The sequence below is a fragment of the Aeromonas sp. Y293-4 genome (assembly GCF_027705905.1).
Taxonomy (GTDB): domain Bacteria; phylum Pseudomonadota; class Gammaproteobacteria; order Enterobacterales; family Aeromonadaceae; genus Aeromonas; species Aeromonas veronii.
Genome location: NZ_JAPDCI010000012.1, coordinates 81,037 through 97,553 on the forward strand (window position 1 = coordinate 81,037; position 16,517 = coordinate 97,553).

At 59.4% G+C, this 16,517-nt stretch carries 17 protein-coding genes; 1 reads left to right on the plus strand and 16 read right to left on the minus strand.

What is annotated here, in order from left to right:
• Nucleotides 1–7: 7 nt before the first annotated feature.
• The 15 genes from OKC31_RS14325 to OKC31_RS14395 all read right to left on the minus strand — a co-directional run bounded on the left by OKC31_RS14325 (nucleotide 8) and on the right by OKC31_RS14395 (nucleotide 13,068).
• On the minus strand, nucleotides 8–937 hold the full coding sequence (locus tag OKC31_RS14325; RefSeq protein ID WP_270657094.1) for a PilW family protein: 930 nt from the start codon (nucleotides 935–937) through the stop codon (nucleotides 8–10).
• Nucleotides 937–1,497, minus strand: a complete 561-nt coding sequence (locus OKC31_RS14330) for a prepilin-type N-terminal cleavage/methylation domain-containing protein (RefSeq protein WP_201954087.1) — start codon at nucleotides 1,495–1,497, stop codon at nucleotides 937–939. The genes OKC31_RS14325 and OKC31_RS14330 overlap by 1 nt, the downstream gene beginning before the upstream one ends.
• On the minus strand, nucleotides 1,484–1,972 hold the full coding sequence (locus OKC31_RS14335; RefSeq protein WP_270657095.1) for a prepilin-type N-terminal cleavage/methylation domain-containing protein: 489 nt from the start codon (nucleotides 1,970–1,972) through the stop codon (nucleotides 1,484–1,486). The genes OKC31_RS14330 and OKC31_RS14335 overlap by 14 nt, the downstream gene beginning before the upstream one ends.
• Before the next feature lie 56 nt (nucleotides 1,973–2,028).
• Nucleotides 2,029–2,463: a prepilin-type N-terminal cleavage/methylation domain-containing protein gene (locus tag OKC31_RS14340; protein WP_270657096.1), complete on the minus strand. Its 435-nt coding sequence runs from the start codon at nucleotides 2,461–2,463 to the stop codon at nucleotides 2,029–2,031.
• A 14-nt stretch (nucleotides 2,464–2,477) separates the two neighbouring features.
• Nucleotides 2,478–3,149, minus strand: a complete 672-nt coding sequence (locus OKC31_RS14345; RefSeq protein WP_213387933.1) for a prepilin-type N-terminal cleavage/methylation domain-containing protein — start codon at nucleotides 3,147–3,149, stop codon at nucleotides 2,478–2,480.
• A gap of 77 nt (nucleotides 3,150–3,226) precedes the next feature.
• A complete protein-coding gene (locus OKC31_RS14350) occupies nucleotides 3,227–3,688 on the minus strand; it encodes a hypothetical protein (RefSeq protein ID WP_270657097.1) in 462 nt (153 codons plus the stop codon).
• A 77-nt stretch (nucleotides 3,689–3,765) separates the two neighbouring features.
• Entirely contained in the window at nucleotides 3,766–4,986 is a 1,221-nt protein-coding gene (locus OKC31_RS14355; protein WP_270657098.1) for a type II secretion system F family protein, read from the minus strand.
• A gap of 3 nt (nucleotides 4,987–4,989) precedes the next feature.
• The gene (gene mshE / locus OKC31_RS14360; RefSeq protein WP_150997641.1) at nucleotides 4,990–6,699 is read right to left on the minus strand and encodes an MSHA fimbrial ATPase MshE; all 1,710 of its coding nucleotides are present in this window, start codon (nucleotides 6,697–6,699) and stop codon (nucleotides 4,990–4,992) included.
• Nucleotides 6,700–6,773: 74 nt separating this feature from the next.
• Complete coding sequence (locus tag OKC31_RS14365; protein WP_270657099.1) at nucleotides 6,774–7,853, minus strand: tetratricopeptide repeat protein; 1,080 nt, start codon at nucleotides 7,851–7,853, stop codon at nucleotides 6,774–6,776.
• Nucleotides 7,850–8,740, minus strand: a complete 891-nt coding sequence (gene mshM / locus OKC31_RS14370; RefSeq protein ID WP_270657100.1) for an MSHA fimbrial biogenesis protein MshM — start codon at nucleotides 8,738–8,740, stop codon at nucleotides 7,850–7,852. Before mshM ends, OKC31_RS14365 begins: the two co-directional genes overlap by 4 nt.
• 92 nt (nucleotides 8,741–8,832) lie before the next feature.
• Nucleotides 8,833–10,572, minus strand: a complete 1,740-nt coding sequence (gene mshL, locus OKC31_RS14375) for a pilus (MSHA type) biogenesis protein MshL (protein ID WP_270657101.1) — start codon at nucleotides 10,570–10,572, stop codon at nucleotides 8,833–8,835.
• A 70-nt stretch (nucleotides 10,573–10,642) separates the two neighbouring features.
• Nucleotides 10,643–10,972, minus strand: coding sequence for a SctD/MshK family protein (locus OKC31_RS14380; RefSeq protein ID WP_270657102.1), 330 nt, complete (start codon nucleotides 10,970–10,972; stop codon nucleotides 10,643–10,645).
• The gene (locus tag OKC31_RS14385) at nucleotides 10,965–11,612 is read right to left on the minus strand and encodes an MSHA biogenesis protein MshJ (protein WP_120416288.1); all 648 of its coding nucleotides are present in this window, start codon (nucleotides 11,610–11,612) and stop codon (nucleotides 10,965–10,967) included. The genes OKC31_RS14380 and OKC31_RS14385 overlap by 8 nt, the downstream gene beginning before the upstream one ends.
• Nucleotides 11,612–12,205: a PilN domain-containing protein gene (locus OKC31_RS14390; protein ID WP_139743222.1), complete on the minus strand. Its 594-nt coding sequence runs from the start codon at nucleotides 12,203–12,205 to the stop codon at nucleotides 11,612–11,614. Before OKC31_RS14390 ends, OKC31_RS14385 begins: the two co-directional genes overlap by 1 nt.
• Nucleotides 12,205–13,068 (minus strand): hypothetical protein, encoded by an 864-nt coding sequence (locus OKC31_RS14395; protein ID WP_047434655.1) that lies wholly within the window; start codon nucleotides 13,066–13,068, stop codon nucleotides 12,205–12,207. The genes OKC31_RS14390 and OKC31_RS14395 overlap by 1 nt, the downstream gene beginning before the upstream one ends.
• Before the next feature lie 87 nt (nucleotides 13,069–13,155).
• Between OKC31_RS14395 and OKC31_RS14400 the strand changes: the two genes are divergently transcribed.
• Nucleotides 13,156–14,079: a 1-aminocyclopropane-1-carboxylate deaminase/D-cysteine desulfhydrase gene (locus OKC31_RS14400; RefSeq protein WP_270657103.1), complete on the plus strand. Its 924-nt coding sequence runs from the start codon at nucleotides 13,156–13,158 to the stop codon at nucleotides 14,077–14,079.
• Nucleotides 14,080–14,155: 76 nt separating this feature from the next.
• Here OKC31_RS14400 and OKC31_RS14405 read toward each other — a convergent pair whose 3' ends face one another.
• Nucleotides 14,156–16,084 carry an EAL domain-containing protein gene (locus OKC31_RS14405; protein WP_042081406.1) on the minus strand — a complete coding sequence of 643 codons (1,929 nt, stop codon included), beginning with the start codon at nucleotides 16,082–16,084 and terminating at the stop codon, nucleotides 14,156–14,158.
• Nucleotides 16,085–16,517: the final 433 nt, after the last annotated feature.

The window sequence follows — 16,517 nt, forward strand, 5'->3', positions numbered from 1 at the left end:
CTGTGGATCAGGGCACATTGAACACCTCTATCTTGTGGTTGAAGGTGACCGACTCCCCCTTGCGCTCGAAGACAAAGCGCATGCCAAACTCCCCTTCGGCGTTAAACGCCGAGGTTTCCCGATAGAAGGTGCCAATACGAAGGGAATCCGCCATCAACACGCCCTGTGCAGGTAAGGGTGCTCCAATGGGGGCTGTGGCACGGGTCAGCGTGTTTCCTTCCACACAGTAGCGAACCTGCTGGTTGGCAAAGTAGACCCGGCTGCCTGGAGAGAGGCCAGTCAGACTCTCGGCACTGGTATAGCGGATGGTTTGCGCTCCGGATACGGGCGTCAGCACATCGGTAACCCTGGCTACACAACGGCCATAATCGCAGCCTGCAGTAAGCGAACCGACATTTTTGTCCGGCACGGGGAATACAATCAGCTGATCGTCTTTTTTAACGGCGGTGGCATCCACATCCAGCGGATTGGCAGCAGAAGCCGGGGTCGCCATCACCAGCTCAAGGGTGGCCGTGCTCCCCGACATGGCGCGGTTAAGCGCCAAATAGCGGCTGGAGGTGCTGATGGGCCAGAACCGCAAACAGGCACCGGTGTCGACCCATGTCCCGCCAGTCGTCTCGATCCGCTCCGAGCCCGGCACCGCATCGCGCAGTTCGCGGTTAAGCCGCTCCATGGCGAAGCGGGCATCGCTCATCAGTTGCTCACGGCTGCTGGCATCGCCATAAATCTGGGTACCGATACCGATAAACTGGCTGGTAAAGGTCGCCATTATCCCGAGCAGCAGGATGACCATCACCAGCTCGACCAAGGTAAAGCCACGATTACCCCGAGGTTTACGGTAGGTTCGATTGGCCGCCAGGCGTAATCGAACGCCGGAAGTGGTTACAGGCGCGGACATTCGGACAGGTAAGCAACACCCAACAGCGGAGCGATCCATCAGTAGTTCCCCCGATAAAAGGAGAAATCGAGCACGCTCTGATCCGGTAGCTTGATCTGCAGATCAATGCGCTTGCCCACAGAGCAGGGGGCGGCACAACTCTTGAAGGTGCCGTCGCTGAAATCGGCTCCACGCACCGCAATTTTCACCTGATAGTTGCGATACTCCTCGCTGCTGACTCCCACCTCAGTTTGGGTCAGCGTGTTGGCATCCACCCAGCTACCTGCGGTATCGAAATCATCCACATCGTTATAGGCATAGGATGCGGGCTCGCCATCCGGACCATAACTGGTGGAGCAGGAAGAGATGGTCACCCCAGCCACCTGCTCGCCACAACGATAACGACCACCGTTATGATCCGAATGTTCATCAAACGACTTTTGCAAGATCTCGCCGGAGAGGCGCTGGGCCAGCTGGGCGGCGCGTACCTGCTGCACCGGGTCTACCGCCTGCGGCGCCTGATTGATAAGCAACCCCAAAATGCCAGTCAAAGCCACCGCCAGCAGCACTATGCCAACGATCAGCTCAATCAGGGTGAAACCACGCTTAAGGGATCTCATGAATAAACCCCTCTGACTCAATCTTGATACGACTGGTCTCGCGACCATCACTCACCAGCAAGGTACAACCGGTGGCGCAGCTGCCTAGCGGTCTGCCCATCTGATCGAAGCGCAGCACGAAGTTGTTGCTGTTATTGAGGGAGATAGACATACCGGCAGAGGGGGTCACCAGCCGACCACGGGTGCGCAGATTATCGGTCCAGCCACCGCTCAGATCATCGCTGGCAGGACACGCAGCATAAGTACGGTGGGCAAAACGGGGAGAGGCAACCACCAGCTGGGTACAGCGGTTGGCAGGCTCATGCATATTGACGGTCTGTACCAGCCGCAGCCGGGTAAGCAGCTCGTCACGCACAGTTTGAGTTTCAAAGCCGCCTTTGCCCAGCCATTTGGGCACGGCAAAGGCGGCCAGAATCCCGAGTAACAGGATCACCAGTACCAGTTCAATCAGGGTAAAGCCCTTGGTTGCAGGCATGGAGGTTCTCATCAGGGAAAAGAGAAAGCGAGGTCAAGGCCTCGCTCAGATCCCTTTTAGTTGCCGCAGTTTTCAACATTAATGCTAGGTACACCACCAGCACTGGTCAGATTATTGTTGTATACAACCTGACACTGGCTGTTTGCAGCATTATTAGGTTTGAAAGTGCCATCTGAACCAGATACCTGATCCCAACCATCAAGGGTAACTGTTTTTTTCACGTCAGCATTCACAGGATAACCATACGAGGTCTGAATTGTATCGCCAGCGATAGAAACAGCTCCCGAAGACCCCTCAATCCCCAATAGAGCTGCCTTACTGTAAACAAGCTGCGAGGCACTCTGTAGCGATGCTTTAACGCCATCAGCTGCAGCTTGGCGTGCATCACCTTGCAGATTCAGGAACTTGGGTGCAGCGGTGACCGCCAGAATACCCAGAATGATGATCACGATAACCAGTTCGATCAGGGTAAAACCCGCCTGTTTTTTCATTTCACTTTCCTCTGTTAATTAATATTTGTGGTCACCTGACCGGACGCCGGACGGTAACTGAAACTCATAAATGCATCAGTCTTGCCTTGCGGATCCTGATACTTGCCATCACTGCCCTTACTCAAACTATTGACCAGATAGTAACGGCAGACCGAATCCAGTCCATTACTGCTCACTGTGGCATAGTATTTCAGGTCATTGCCGCTACCGCGCACTTCATTGAAGCTGGCCGTAGCCTTGGGCGGGTTTTGCAGTAACCCCTCCCAAATATTGAGACAACGTTCGGCGGTCAGATTAGCCGGATCCACATCGGGATTACCGCTTGCAACGGTATCCATGGGATAGCCGGGCGACAGCTCGCCGTTGCTGATCTGGGTATCGGTCGGAGTGGTCAGATAGAAGCGACTACCGTCATAGAGCACGGTATTGAGGCTGTCCTGTTTGGCGCGACCTTCCGCCTCCCATTGCGCCCGCACCAGTGAAACGCCGGTAGCAAAACCGCCAGAGACCCCTTCCACGCTGGCCTTCTTCGCTTCGTCAGTCACATCGAGAAAGCGCGGCAGCGCAGTCACCGCCAGGATCCCCAGGATCACGATAACGATCACCAGCTCAATGAGGGAAAAGCCGGCAGACCGTCTCCTCATCCCGTTTTCCGGCATTGATGGTGCCATTGGTTTCATTGTCATGCTCCCTCCGTAATGCCCCACATTATTTCATGCAGGCCCAAAAAAATCATGTAGTTGGGTCATACGATTAGTTTCATTCAAGGCTTTTTCATCACCCGCCCGTCAGAAAACTGATAAACCAGCCAATAACCATCCCACCCCATCTCGCAACCACTGCCATCGGGGCGGGCCAGAACTTGCAGGGGAGGCATGCCCCCCTTCATCTCACCCATCAGTGCCAGCCACAACTGACGGCAATTTTCCGAAGGGGATTGCAGCGGCACCAGCCCTAGGGGCCACCCTCGGGCATCAAACTGCCACCCCTTGCCGGCGACATGCAGTGTCTGCGGGCGCCGCTCATCGAGCCAAATGCCGTGCAAACGCTGTGCCCGCTCGGCAAATTGCTCCCCCAGCAGGGTGAGGGTGAGCTGCTGCGCCTCTTCCCGGTGCCCCTGATAGCTACGCACCAACGTAGCAACAATCACCATCAACAGGATGATCACGGCGATCCGCCGATATCCGGTCAGCCAGCGATCATCCTGCTGCGTCTGTCTGTACATCCAGCCCTCGACTCCACCGCTCACTTGCCTCTTACGGCTCTCATCATGTCCCACCATTCAAGCGTGAAGATGCCGAGTTACTTGCCGCGAACTGCGCGCATCATGTCCCACATGGGGGTGAAGATACCCAGTGCCAGGATCAGTACCATCACCGCCACGATCCCGATCAGGATCGGCTCGATGCGGGCGGTGAGACTCTTGAGGTCATAATCCACCTCCCGCTCGTAATACTCGGCCGCTTCGTGTAGCAGGTCATCGACCTGACCGGTCTCCTCCCCCACGGCGATCATCTGCATCACCAGCGGGGTGAACAGGCCGCTGCTGCTGGCGGTGCGCAGCAGGCTCTCGCCCCGCTCGATACCGGCGCGCATATCCCGCACTCGCCCCGCCATATAAGCGTTATCCACCGCATCGGCCACCAGGGTCAGCGCCGTGTTCAGCGGCACCCCTGCCTTGAGCATCATGGAAAAACTGCGGGCAAAACGGGCCAGCAGGGAGCGCTCTATGATGGTGCCAACGATCGGCAACTTGAGCTGCCAGCGGTGCCAGGTCAGCTTGCCCTTGGTGGTGGCGATCCAGCGGCGCCAACCGAACACCATCCCAGCCAGAATGGCGAGCAGCAGCCACCAATAGTTGACAAAAAAGTGCGAGGTGGCGAGCAGAATGCGGGTAGCCAGCGGCAATTCCACCCCGAATTTGGCAAACATGCCGGCAAACACCGGGATCACCATGATATTGAGGATCACCATGGCGATACCGATGGCGATCATCACGAAGCTGGGATAGCGCATGGCGGTCTTGATCCGCTTGCGGGTCTCCAGCTCCAGCTCGAAATAGTTGGCGAGCTGCAAGAAGGCCTCTTCCAGCTGACCTGTGTTCTCACCCACATGGATGATGGCGACAAACAGGCTGCTGAATACCTTGGGGTGCGCCTGCATCGAGCTCGAAAGCGGGCGACCGTTGCCGAGATCTTCCCCAAGCGAATGAAGCGCCCGCTTGAGCGGCTTGCTGTGAGTGCTCTCCTCCAGCCCGGCAATGGCGCGCAGGATCGGGATCCCGGCCCGAGTCAGGGCATACATCTGGCGGCTGAAGATCACCAGCTCATCCAGCTTGACGCCCCCTTCCAGCAACAGTGACCAGTCGATGGCGGCGGATTTGGCCTTGCCCGGTTTGAGCTCGGTGGGCATCACCCCGCGGCGCATTAGCTGTTCGGCGGCCGCCATCTCGTTGGCCGCTTCAACCACGCCACTGGTGGCGTTGCCCTGGCTGTCACGCCCCTTGTAGGCAAAGTTAGCCATCGCTTACCCCAAATCCTCGGCCAGTCGCAGCACCTCATCCACCGAGGTGATCCCCTGACGGGCATAATCGAGGGCCGTCAGGGCCAGCGGCCGATAATGTTCGTGTTGACGGGCCGCCTTGGCGAACCCTTCCGCATCGTTGCGGCGCAGGGCATCCATCATCGGCTGATCCAGCTCCAGCAGCTCGTAGACCCCGATCCGGCCGGAATAACCGGTAAAGTTGCAGCTCTGGCAACCCCGGCCCTTGTGATAGGTGTGTTGGCCAGGCGCCTCGCCGGAGAGCACAGTGAGCCAGGTGGCCTGCCCTTCGTCGGGCGCCTTCTCCTCGACGCAGTGCTCACATACCCGCCGCACCAGCCGCTGGGCGACCACCGCCCGCAGGGCACTCGCCACCAGATAGCCGGGCGCCCCCATGTCGATAAGGCGCAAAGCACTGGTCACCGCATCGTTGGTGTGCAGTGTGGTCAGCACCAGGTGACCTGTGATGGCGCCACGCAGACCGATCTCCACCGTTTCGTTGTCCCGCATCTCACCCACCAGCAGGATGTCCGGATCCTGACGCAGGGTGGAGCGCAGCACGTTGGAGAAGGTGAGGCCGATCTTGGGGTTGACCTGCACCTGATTGACACGGGAGAGACGATACTCCACCGGGTCTTCTACCGTGATGATCTTGTTGCTGGACTGGTTGAGCTCGGAGAGGGCGCCATAGAGGGTGGTGGTCTTGCCGCTACCGGTCGGGCCGGTTACCAGGATCATCCCGTGCGGCCGTTTGAGCTGGCGACGGAAACGGGTCAGGATCTCCGGCGGCATGCCGGTCTCGGTCAGCGACAGGATGCCGGATGATTGATCCAGCAGACGCATCACCACAGATTCACCATACTGCACCGGCATGGTGGACATCCGCACATCCACATCGCGACCGCGCACCTTCATGGCAAAACGGCCATCTTGCGGCAAGCGCTTCTCGGAGATATCGAGCCCCGCCACCAGCTTGAGACGCAGCACCAACGCCTGGGCGATGCGCACCTCGTTGAGGATATTCTCGTGCAGAATGCCGTCGATCCGCTGGCGAATGCGCAGCACTTTTTCATCCGGTTCGATGTGGATATCCGACGCCCCCACCTGCACCGCATCCTCGAACAGGGAGCGCAGCAGCTTGGCCACCGTCGCCTCCCCCTCGTCGTTGGCCCCTAGGTTACTGGAGCCCAGCTCAAAGCCGGAGTCCTGATACTCCTCCTGCAGCTGTTCGGCGAAACTCTCAATCTCGCGGGTACGGCGATAGAGGCGGTCGAAATACTCCAGCAACTGCCCTTCCCGCGCCACCGCCAGCACCATGATGCGCGGGCTGAGGAGAGCAGCGATGGCATCCAGGGCGCTCAGATCCGCCGGGTCCGACATGGCCACCGTCACCTTGTTGTCGGTAAGGTTGACCGCCAGCGCCCGATAACGGCGCGCCTGCACTTCGGGCAGCAGCGGCACCGCGGCGGCGTCGATGGTGAGGTTGTTGAGATCGAAGAAGGGCACATCCAGCTGGCGGGCGAGGAACTGCAACAGCTGCACCTCGCTGATAAAACCGAGGTCGATGAGAGTGGTGCCCAGCTTGCGGCCGGTCTGACGCTGCTGCTGCAGGGCAAGCTGCAGCTGATCATCAGAGATGATCTGCTCTTGTACCAGCAGGTCGCCGAGGCGCATTTTCAGTCTGGGTTGTGCCATGTTTGCTCCGATCTCTGTTACTTCACACCCGTTGCCGCATCCAATTCCGCTTTGCTAATCGAACCTGTTGTTTATCAAGGGGTTAGTTGGCCAATTCGTTGTTCCAGCCAGTTGGTCGATGCCTCGCCGAGGTTGCCGTGCAGCAAGGCGTTGCGATAGGCATCGAGCGCCCGCTGGCTGTGACCCTGACCATCCTCGGCCACGCCGAGACCAAGCCACCAGCGGCCCTGATCCGGCTGCTGACGCAGCAGCTTCACATAGAGCGCTGCCGCATCGGCATTCTGGCCCAGCTCCTGAGTCAGCCCGGCCCAGGTCGCGTAATAGTCCATGTTGCTGGCGAGATCCGGCTGATAGCCGGACAGCCAGCCAAGCGCTTGCTGCTGCTGCCCCTCGCTGATGGCAAGGCGGGCCAGTAGCAGACGAAAATCGGCCTGTTGGGGATCGAGCCGGATCCCCTCTTCCAGCAGCTGACGCGCCTCGGTCAGACGGCCCTCGCCGTAGAGCAGCCCCGCCAGCTGCTCGCGCGCCCCTTGGTTATAGGGATCGTGGGCCAGCACCTGATAGTAGTTGTCCTGCGCATCCCGCAGGCTTCCCTTGGCCATGGCGGTGGTCGCCTTGCGCTCCGCCAGTGCTGCCAGCTCCTTGGCCGACAGCTCGACCGTCTCGATCTTCAATACGCTCGGCTTGCGCGGCGCGCTGGCGACTGCCTGCTGCTCTGCCGCCAGTTCGGCGTAAAGCTCGGGCTGCAGCTCTTCATCGGTCGGCTCCGAATCGTCAACATCGCTGGAGGCATCAAAGGGCGCACCGTCGGCCATGTCGCCAGAGTCATGTTCCCCAACCTCATCATTCACCTCGTCCTGACTTGGCAACGGCAGCGCGGCCGCCACCTCGACCGGCTCGGGCTGGCTGACTGGCGCGGCGGCCCTTGCCACCACATCGAGGGCGATCACTTCACTGGCAGCCGTCACGGTATGGGTCTGCTGCCAGTAGATCCAGGTTCGCCAACCAAGGATCCCCAGTGCCAGACCACAGATCAGGGTCAGCAGCAACATCCACCATCCCTGCTGGCGCGCAGGGGCAATATAGACGGCAGCACCTTCGGATCCTTGCTGGCGCCGGTCCAGATCTTTCAGCATCTGGTTGATAACGCTCATGGCCAGACTCCATAAGCCAGGGCGCACCCCAGCAACAGTAACAGGGGCCACCAGCGCCGTGGCGCAAAGCGGCTCGCATCGTCGGTATCGCGAATGGCAAGCCGGACCAGACGGCTATCGATCTGGCGCACACCCTGACCATAGGCCAGCATCAGGCACTTCTGCGCCAGGATATTGATCAGTCTCGGGATCCCTCGCGATGCACGCCACAACAGACGCATGGCTCGACCTGCAAACAGCGGTGCCCCACGGTAACCGGAGACCTGCAATCTGTGCTCCAGATAGGCGCGAGTCTCGTCAAAACGCAGTGGCCGCAGGTTGTAGGAGAAGCCAATCCGCTGGCGCAGTTGGCGCAGATGCGGCTTGGCCAGTCTGGCATCCAGCTCCGGCTGGCCGAACAGCACGATCTGCAGCAGCTTGCTCGATTCGGTCTCGAGATTGCCGAACAGGCGGATCGCCTCCAGGGTCTCGTCCGGCAGCGCTTGCGCCTCGTCGATCAGCACCACCACCCGATTGCCCTGCTGGTGCAGGCTGATCAGGTGACGATGGATACGATCGGTCAGATCCAGCTCGCTCTGATCCCGTACCGCCAACCCCAGCTCCAGCGCCAGCGCGATGCGCAGCTCGGCCGGAGTGAGGTGGGGATTGGGCAACCAGGCAAGCCGCACCGGACGCGCTTCCGAGCCCAGCTCGCTGAGCAACTTGCGGCAGAGCAGGGTCTTGCCGGTACCCACCTCGCCGGTCACCTTGATAAAGCCCTCCCCCTGCGCCAGCGCCCAGTTAAGCACCTGCAGCGCCTCTTCGTGAGGCGGCAAGCCGTAGTAGAAGCCGGTATTGGGAGTGAGGCTGAACGGTGCCTCCTGCAGGCCGAAGTGGGTCAGGTACATGAGACCTCACCTGCAACGGCAAGCAAGCAGCCTGTGCTGGCAAGGCCGCACAGGCCGTTCGGGATAAGGGTGACCGCATCTGGTGTCATGGGTCAGCCCTTGGCCGGATACCACTTGTCGAGCAGCTCGGAGGAGCGTTGCAGCTCGTTTTGCCAGGTATCTTTCTCCACCACGGTCGGTTTGAGCATGATCACCAGCTCCACCTTCTTGGTGCTCTCGCGGCGGTTGGTAAAGGCTTCACCCACCCAGGGAATATCCCCCAGCAGCGGCACCTTGCTGACGATCTCCTGCTTGTCGGTCTTCATCAGGCCGCCGATAACGATGATGTCACCGTTATTGGCCTGCACCACGGTATCGGATTCGCGTATCGAGCTCTTGGCGAGCGGCAGGGTCATCTTGCCTCCCGTGGTGCCCAGATCGATGGTTTTGTTTTGTTCTTCGGTATCAATCACTGAGGGATGGATATGAAGCAGCACCTTGCCCTCTTCATCGATCTGTGGCGTTACGTCCAGCGCGATGCCTGAGAAGAAGGGGGTCAACTCAACATTTGGCGTCCGCTCAGTCCCTGTTGTGGTTGAGGTAATTGTCGTCGTCGCATTGGTGACGAAGTACTCGTCCGTCCCGACCTTGATCACAGCCTTCTGATTGTTTGTCGCAGTGACACGGGGGCTGGAGAGGGTATTCACATCCCCCTGAGTCTTGAGCAAGTTGACCGCTACGTTAAAGTTGCCGTCAGTAATAGTGAAACCAGCCCCTCCACCAATTGCGTTAAAGATGGGATTTACTGCACCAACAAGACTCTCGCCAAGGGATCCTCCTCCATTCAGCAAGTTGTACTCTGGAGTAGCCCCCGGAGCCACCAGCTTAGGTTGAGCAACCTTGGGAATACCTTTATTTCCATCCCAACTAGCTGTCAAACCGCTCCAATCTACCCCCTGCTCATAACCTTCACTAAGAGCTACTTCCATAATTCGCGCTTCGAGTACGACCTGACGTTTTAAATGGCTTTCGGATTGAGTCAGGAATTCACGGACTGCTTTTAGCTCTTTCGGATAGGCACGAATAGTGACCAAGCCTGCCTGTGGGCTGGTAATGACAGCCCGACCATCACCATTTCCAATCAGTGTTTGCAAAGTGTCACGTAGGTCGGTCCAATAATCACTGTTGGTATCAGTCTCAATCTGGGTACCATTCGATGTGGTTTGAGTATTGGAATTACTCGAAATACCTGTGCCATTCTGGCTAGATGATATTTCGGTATTGCTGTTGTAATTCAACCCGCTGTTGTTTGAGTTGTTCTCACTAGAAGTCACCCCGCCGGTGCTGACCGAGGTGCGGGAGAGGCCACGACGGGACATCATCAGATAGTTGACCGGGATGGTTTCGGTACGCAGACCCGCCGGATAGATATGGAAGACATTGCCCTTGCGCTGCACGTCGAAGCCGTACATGTCACCCACCACCGCCAGCACTTCCGGCAGAGTCACATCCTTGAGCTCAACGGAGACCAGCCCAGCCACCCCGGGGTGAACCGCCACGCTGTAGCGGGAGCCCTTGAACAGGGAACCGAAAAACTCCACCGCCTCCACGTCGTGAGCCGCGATACGCAACCGCTTCTCCGGCATGCCGACCGGCATCTGGGGCCGGTTCAGCTGCAGCAATTCACTTTGCACCGATTTGGGCAACGCGGTCAGAGGGGCAGCCTGTTTCTGCTGTTCGTTCATGGCCTGTTTGAGGGCATCCTTGGCCTGGGTCGGCTCGGGGTGCTGATACGTGGTACAGCCTGCAGCCATCATGGCCACGGAGATCAGACAGAGACGGTGTTTTTTCATGTAATTAGGGCACCCTGACTTGCAATTAAACTCGATAAAGCCGATTCACCTCTCGAGAGGCAAGCACGACTCAAACCCGGATCTTGCTGGCAAACAGTGTTACCGCATGGCGTTTTCCCGCCTTTTCCAGCACCACGGCATCGGCATTGATGGCCACCAGCGTATAGCCGTCCACCTGTTGCCCGACCCGATAACTCTTGCCATTAAGTACCGCCAGTGCCGGGCCATTGCCCAGCACGACACTCTGCAGCTTCGGCAAACCGGCGCTGCTCTCGCCGGTCGCACGGACGCCAACCGCCACATCAGCCAGCGGCGCGGTGGGATCCTGCAATACCTCGACCTGCTCCGCCTGTACCAGCAAGCTGAACAGGCAACAGCACAACGCAAACACTCTAGCCACGGATAAACTCCTTGCTGGTACTCAGGGTGTAGATCTCCATCTCCACCACCGCGCCGGGATAGGCTTTGACCTGATAGTCGAACTGCTTCCAGTAAAAGTGTCGCGGCAAGGCTTCCAGCGCTTTAAGATATTGATACACATCGAAATAGCCGCCTTCAAGCTGAAGCCGGATACCATGCTTGTAGAGATTGACCTTCTGCTCCCCCGCCATCAGCGGGGTAGGCTCCAGCGAACTGAGGGCCAGCATATGGAGATTGGCGGAGCGGGAGAGCAGCGCCTCCAGCACCAGCGGCATCTCGTGCGCCGGGATCAGATCAACGGTCTGGGCCTTCAGCTCATCGTCGATCCGGGCCAGATCCGCCTCGACTTGCGCCAGCTGGTCGCGAACTCCCTGATTGGGATCCCGCTTGAGCCGGGCCTGTTTGCCGAGGTTTTCCAGCTCCATGATCTCGAGGTCGCGCTCGGCGGCACTCAGGGCCATGCGATCCTGCTGCAGGCGAGTATCAGCGCCATCGATCCAGCCGTAGAGTCCGGCCGCGCCCAGCAGCACCAGACCGGTCAGCAGGATCAACACCCGCTCCCGCTGGCTCAACACGGCGATACGCTGGCCCCATGCCTGCCATTGTGCTTTCAGATTCATCAGGGTTTCTCCCGCGCAATGCCGCTCAACTGGAAGGTCAGACGGCCCTCCTTGTCACGGCCGAGGGTCAGTTCACCAAACTCCTTGCCTACCAGACTCGGGGTCTGCTTGAAGCGGTTGACCCAGGCCGGTACATCCTGACTGCGTCCGGCAAAGCCGGAGAGGTTGATCCGCCCTTCGTTGATCTCGATGCGCTGCAACGAGAGGTTGCTGTTGCGAATGCGGGAGAGATCCGCCATCACGCTGGCATAGCCCTGGGATTTTTGCAGGGTCAGGCTGCCCAATTGGCGCATCAGCCCCTGCTTGGCTGTCAGCTCATCCTGCATGTTGACCAGTTGCTGTTGCAGCCGGGGATCCGCCTGATGGCGCGCCAGCTCGGCATCGAGCCGCTGCGCCTCGCTGCGCTTGAGTTCCAGCTCGGCAGAGCGCTGCGCCAGCGCCCGGCTGACCTGCTGCTGTTGCCAGCTGTAACCAACCCCCGTCAACAGGATCAGCAGCAGCGCAAAGCCCCATACCAGCGCCATCTGATTGAGGCTGGCCCACTGCCGCTTGGGGCGAAACTCGGCGCCATAGAGGTTTATCTGACGTTTCATCACGCATCCTCCCCGATGGCGGCTGCGTAGGCCGAGAGGTATTCGACGCCGGCCAGGATCGCCTTGTTGGCCATGGCGGAGACGGCAAAGCCGAAGGTCTGCTCCATGTGACGCACCAGGGTACCGATAAAGGGCGAGGCGACGGCGAACTGCATCTGCCCCAGCTCGGGCAATTTCAGCTGGCCCGCCAGATAGTCGAGGGAGCGCTGGATCTCCAGCGCCAGTGAATCGAGCAGCATGCTGTCCGGCTCATGTTCGCCAGTCAGGCTGGTGAAACCGCGCAGCTGGCGGGAGAAGCAGAGCCCGCCCTGATGGAAGACCAGCAGTTGCAGATCCTGCCCCTTGGGCTGCCACAGCAGCATGCGCACCGTCTCGTCAGCGTCATAGAGAGAGGTCAGCGCCAATTCGTCGCTGATGATGGATTGCAGGGTGGCGATGCCGTTGATGGCATCGGCCAGCTGTTGCACCCGGCTCTTGGGCAGGCAAATCACATTGATGCGCGGACGACCGGCCGGCGGGGTGGGCAAGTCCACATAATCCATCGCCAGTTGCAGCACGGGTTCGCTGACATAATCCTTGATGGCCCAAGGGAGCGCCCCCGCCATCTCGGCGTCAGGCACGGCAGGCTTGTCGATCTGGATCTGTTGATAAAGGCTGGCGGCGAGGGCCACCCGCACCGTAGACTTGGCCAGCCCATGACGGCTGAACAGCTCGTTCATGGCCACTGCCCACTCCTGTGGACCGTTGATGGTGCGCGTCGCGAAGACGGGGGGATTGCCCACCGCAGCCAGCATGATCCTGTCATTGGCCAGCAAGAGCCCGACCTGGCGGCTTGGCGTCGACCGTCTGAACAGTTGTTTCATGTAAGCCCGCCCATCAATAGTGATTAAATGTATGAAATATTAACATAAACAGCAGATTAGCCTCCAGATTAAAAGACGGACTCACCATTGCAAGCCAGCCTTTCCGCCGAATCAGAGGGTCAAGCCATCCTCCCTTCCCCCCTGCAACGCCTCCACCATCCGTTGCTGACCCGCTATGGTGTCGAGCTGTGGTGCAAGCGGGATGATCTGATCCATCCGGCCATCTCCGGCAACAAGTGGCGCAAGCTCAAGTACCACCTGCTGCATGCCAAAGAGCACGGCAAACGGCATCTGCTCTCGTTTGGCGGCGCCTACTCCAATCATATCCACGCGCTGGCGGCAGCGGGGTGCCAATCTGGTCTTCGTACTACCGGTATCATACGGGGCGAATATGACGCCGTCAGTAACTCTACCCTGCGGGATGCCCGGCGCTGGGGCATGGATCTCGTTTTTGTCGACCGCCAGAGTTACCGGCGACGACAGGATCCCGACTGGCTGGCCCAATTCGATGCCCCCGATACCCTGATCGTGCCGGAAGGAGGTAGCAGCCCGCTGGCCATCCCCGGTGTGGCGGAACTGGTCGGCGAAGTGCCCTTCTCGCCGGATCTCTGGGTACTACCCTGCGCCAGCGGCGGCACTCTGGCGGGCCTGATCGCTGGCAAACAGGATCGGGAGCAGATCCTCGCCATTGCGGTACTGAAAGGAGGTGGCTTTATCGCTGACGAGGTGTGTCGCCTCCATCCCGCGGCTGCCAATATCCCCGGCTGGCGCATCGCGCTCGATCACCACGATGGTGGCTACGCCAAATTCAGCCCGGCCCTCTGGCAGTGGGTGCAGGATTTCAGCGCCACAACCGATCTGCCCCTTGAGCCTATATACAGCGGCAAGGCGATGTGGGGGCTGTTTCGCGAGCTGGCGGCGGGCCGCATCGCCCCCGGCAGCAAAATCGTCTTTATCCACACTGGCGGCATGCAAGGGCTCGCCGGTCTGCAGGAGCAGGGGCGACTGTGAGCCCCGCCTGACGGCAACCGCAAACAGCATCGCAAACAACAGAGGGTCGCCCCAAGGCGACCCTCTGTTGTTTATCTCAATCACCAGCCGGTTCCAGCACCAGACGCTGGGGCTCGGCAAACCAGGGCCCCTGTCCGGCATGCACCCCGAGGTGGCGCAGCATCTTCCACTCATCGCCACTCTCCACCCCAACTGCCAGCACCCGGGTGCGGGTATTGGCGCAGCCCCCGACCAGACTGCGCACCGCCATCTGGTTGACCTGACGGGCATGGATCTCCCGCACCAGGCTAGGGTGCAGCTTGAGGAAGTTGATCTCGAACTCCTTGATGTACTGGGTGCTCACCACATCCTGACCGGCATGATCGATGGCCAGCTGGCAGCCCAGCATCCGCAAGGAGCGCAGCGGCCGCTTTAGCGCCTCGAAGTGGCGGGTCACCTGGGATTCCGAGAGTTGCAAAATCAGCCGCTCGTTGGTGCTGCGCGGCAGCTGGAACAGAGCGAAGAAGAGCCAGCGCTGAAACTCGCGGTTGAGCAGGCTCTGGGCACTGAGGGTCAGGCTGATGGGGCAGCTCTGCTCGGAGCGCTGACGCAGCAGAGCGAGGGTCTGCTCCGCCACCAGCCGATCCAGTTGCAGCAACAAGCCCACCTTCTCCGCCATCGGCATGAAGATCCCCGCCTGCAAAGCCCGTCCCTGCTCGTCGTGCAGATAGGTGAGCAACTCCTGCTGCAACACCACCTGCCCCCGATCCTGCTGGATCGGCTGGGTATAAAATTCGATGCCGTGCTCTTCGAGACGGCGGCTGATCAGGGTGCGCCAGCGTACTGTGCCCTTGCTGCTCTGCTCCTCATCCAACTGCTTCTCGTAGAGGAACCAGCCGTTGTGCCCCTGCAGACGGGCGCTCTTGAGGGCCAGCTCCGCCTCCTCCTGCACCTTGAGCAGGCTGTCTTGTGCCTGATAACAGACGGCGCCGAGATAGACCGCCGTCTCGGGGTTGACCTCCTGCGGCCAGTGCAGCCGTTGCAGGCTCTTGAGCAGCTGGCTGGCGCTATCCACCATCTCGCTCTCGGACATATTGGGCAGCAACACCGCAAAAACCTGGCCGGCATAGCGGGCCTGCAGGGCACCGTTATGTTTGCGCACGAAGGCACCGATGGTGGCGCTCGCCTCCATCATCAAATCATGCCCCAGCAGCTCGAACTGATCGGCCTCCAGCTCCTCCAGACAGGCGAGATCGATCAGCAGCACGCCGCCGCTCATCACGCTCGCCTCCATGATGGCGCTCTCCAGCCGGTTGTCGAAAAACAGCCGGTTGCCGATGCCGGTCATCTTGTCGACGAAGGCGTTGCTGCGAATGAAGTTGTCGAAGCGGCTGCGCTCCTTGCGGGCATCAGCCAGCTCGGCGAGCAGATGATCGAGGGCCTGACTGGCGGCCACCGGCCACTCTTCGGCGGGGTCATGACTCAGTTTGGAGAGTTTGTCATCGAGGATCAGCTGGGCGCGAATGCCCAGCAGCTCGGCCCCGCGCAACTGCTGGCGCAGCCAGCGGATGGAGTACCAGAGACCGAACACCACGATAAAGATGCCCAGCGAGATGCCGGACATTGCCTTGATGGAGTATTCCGCCTCCTTGAAGGGGCGCTCCAGCTTGAAGTTGGCCTGCATGCCAGCCTGATGGGGCAGCGGGTGGCTGTATGGCACCAGCAGCTGTTCGTCGACCGGATTGCGCACATCGCGGAACCAGTAGACCCGCTGGTTATTCTGGCGCACTTCCAGCTCTACCACATGGGCAGCCCGCAGCAGAGTGGGCAGCCAGTGGCTCATATCTTCCATGTCGTGAGCAACATCGAGCTGCTTGTCGATCACTTCGACCAGCGCATCGACCTTCTTTTGCTGCAACTCCATGCCCAGCTCGCGAAAGCTGAACACCCCGCCAATCAGCACGGTCGCCATGGCTGCGATCACGCAAAGGGTGATAAATGAGACAAGCTGTGTAGTGAGTTTCATGCGCCTTTCCGTATGCCCAGCATCATCCATGTCGCCTCATGGTAGCAGCGGCGATCGGGCCACAGCTATGGATGAAGATCCCGCTTCTGCAATTTAAGCGGGCAAGCATAACCCAAAGCAGAGGGAGAATACCAAGGATGACGGGCTACAGACGCGGGAAAGGGCGGGATGACAGACAGAAAAATGGTCCCTCAAAGGGGACCAAAAGGAACACTCATATCAAAACTAACACTCTGTGCTACTGACAAAAAACAGATACAGGAGTATTGAACACACGGTGAGTCAAACCGCAGGGCTACTCTAATGCAGTTCGGATAAGCTGAGCAATTGTCATTTATGACAGGTCAGCGATTGAATCTAGCCGAAGTTAATAATAAACACATTTAAAATCATGCAGTTAAAAAATCAATCAACAAGTGTGACAAGTCGGACT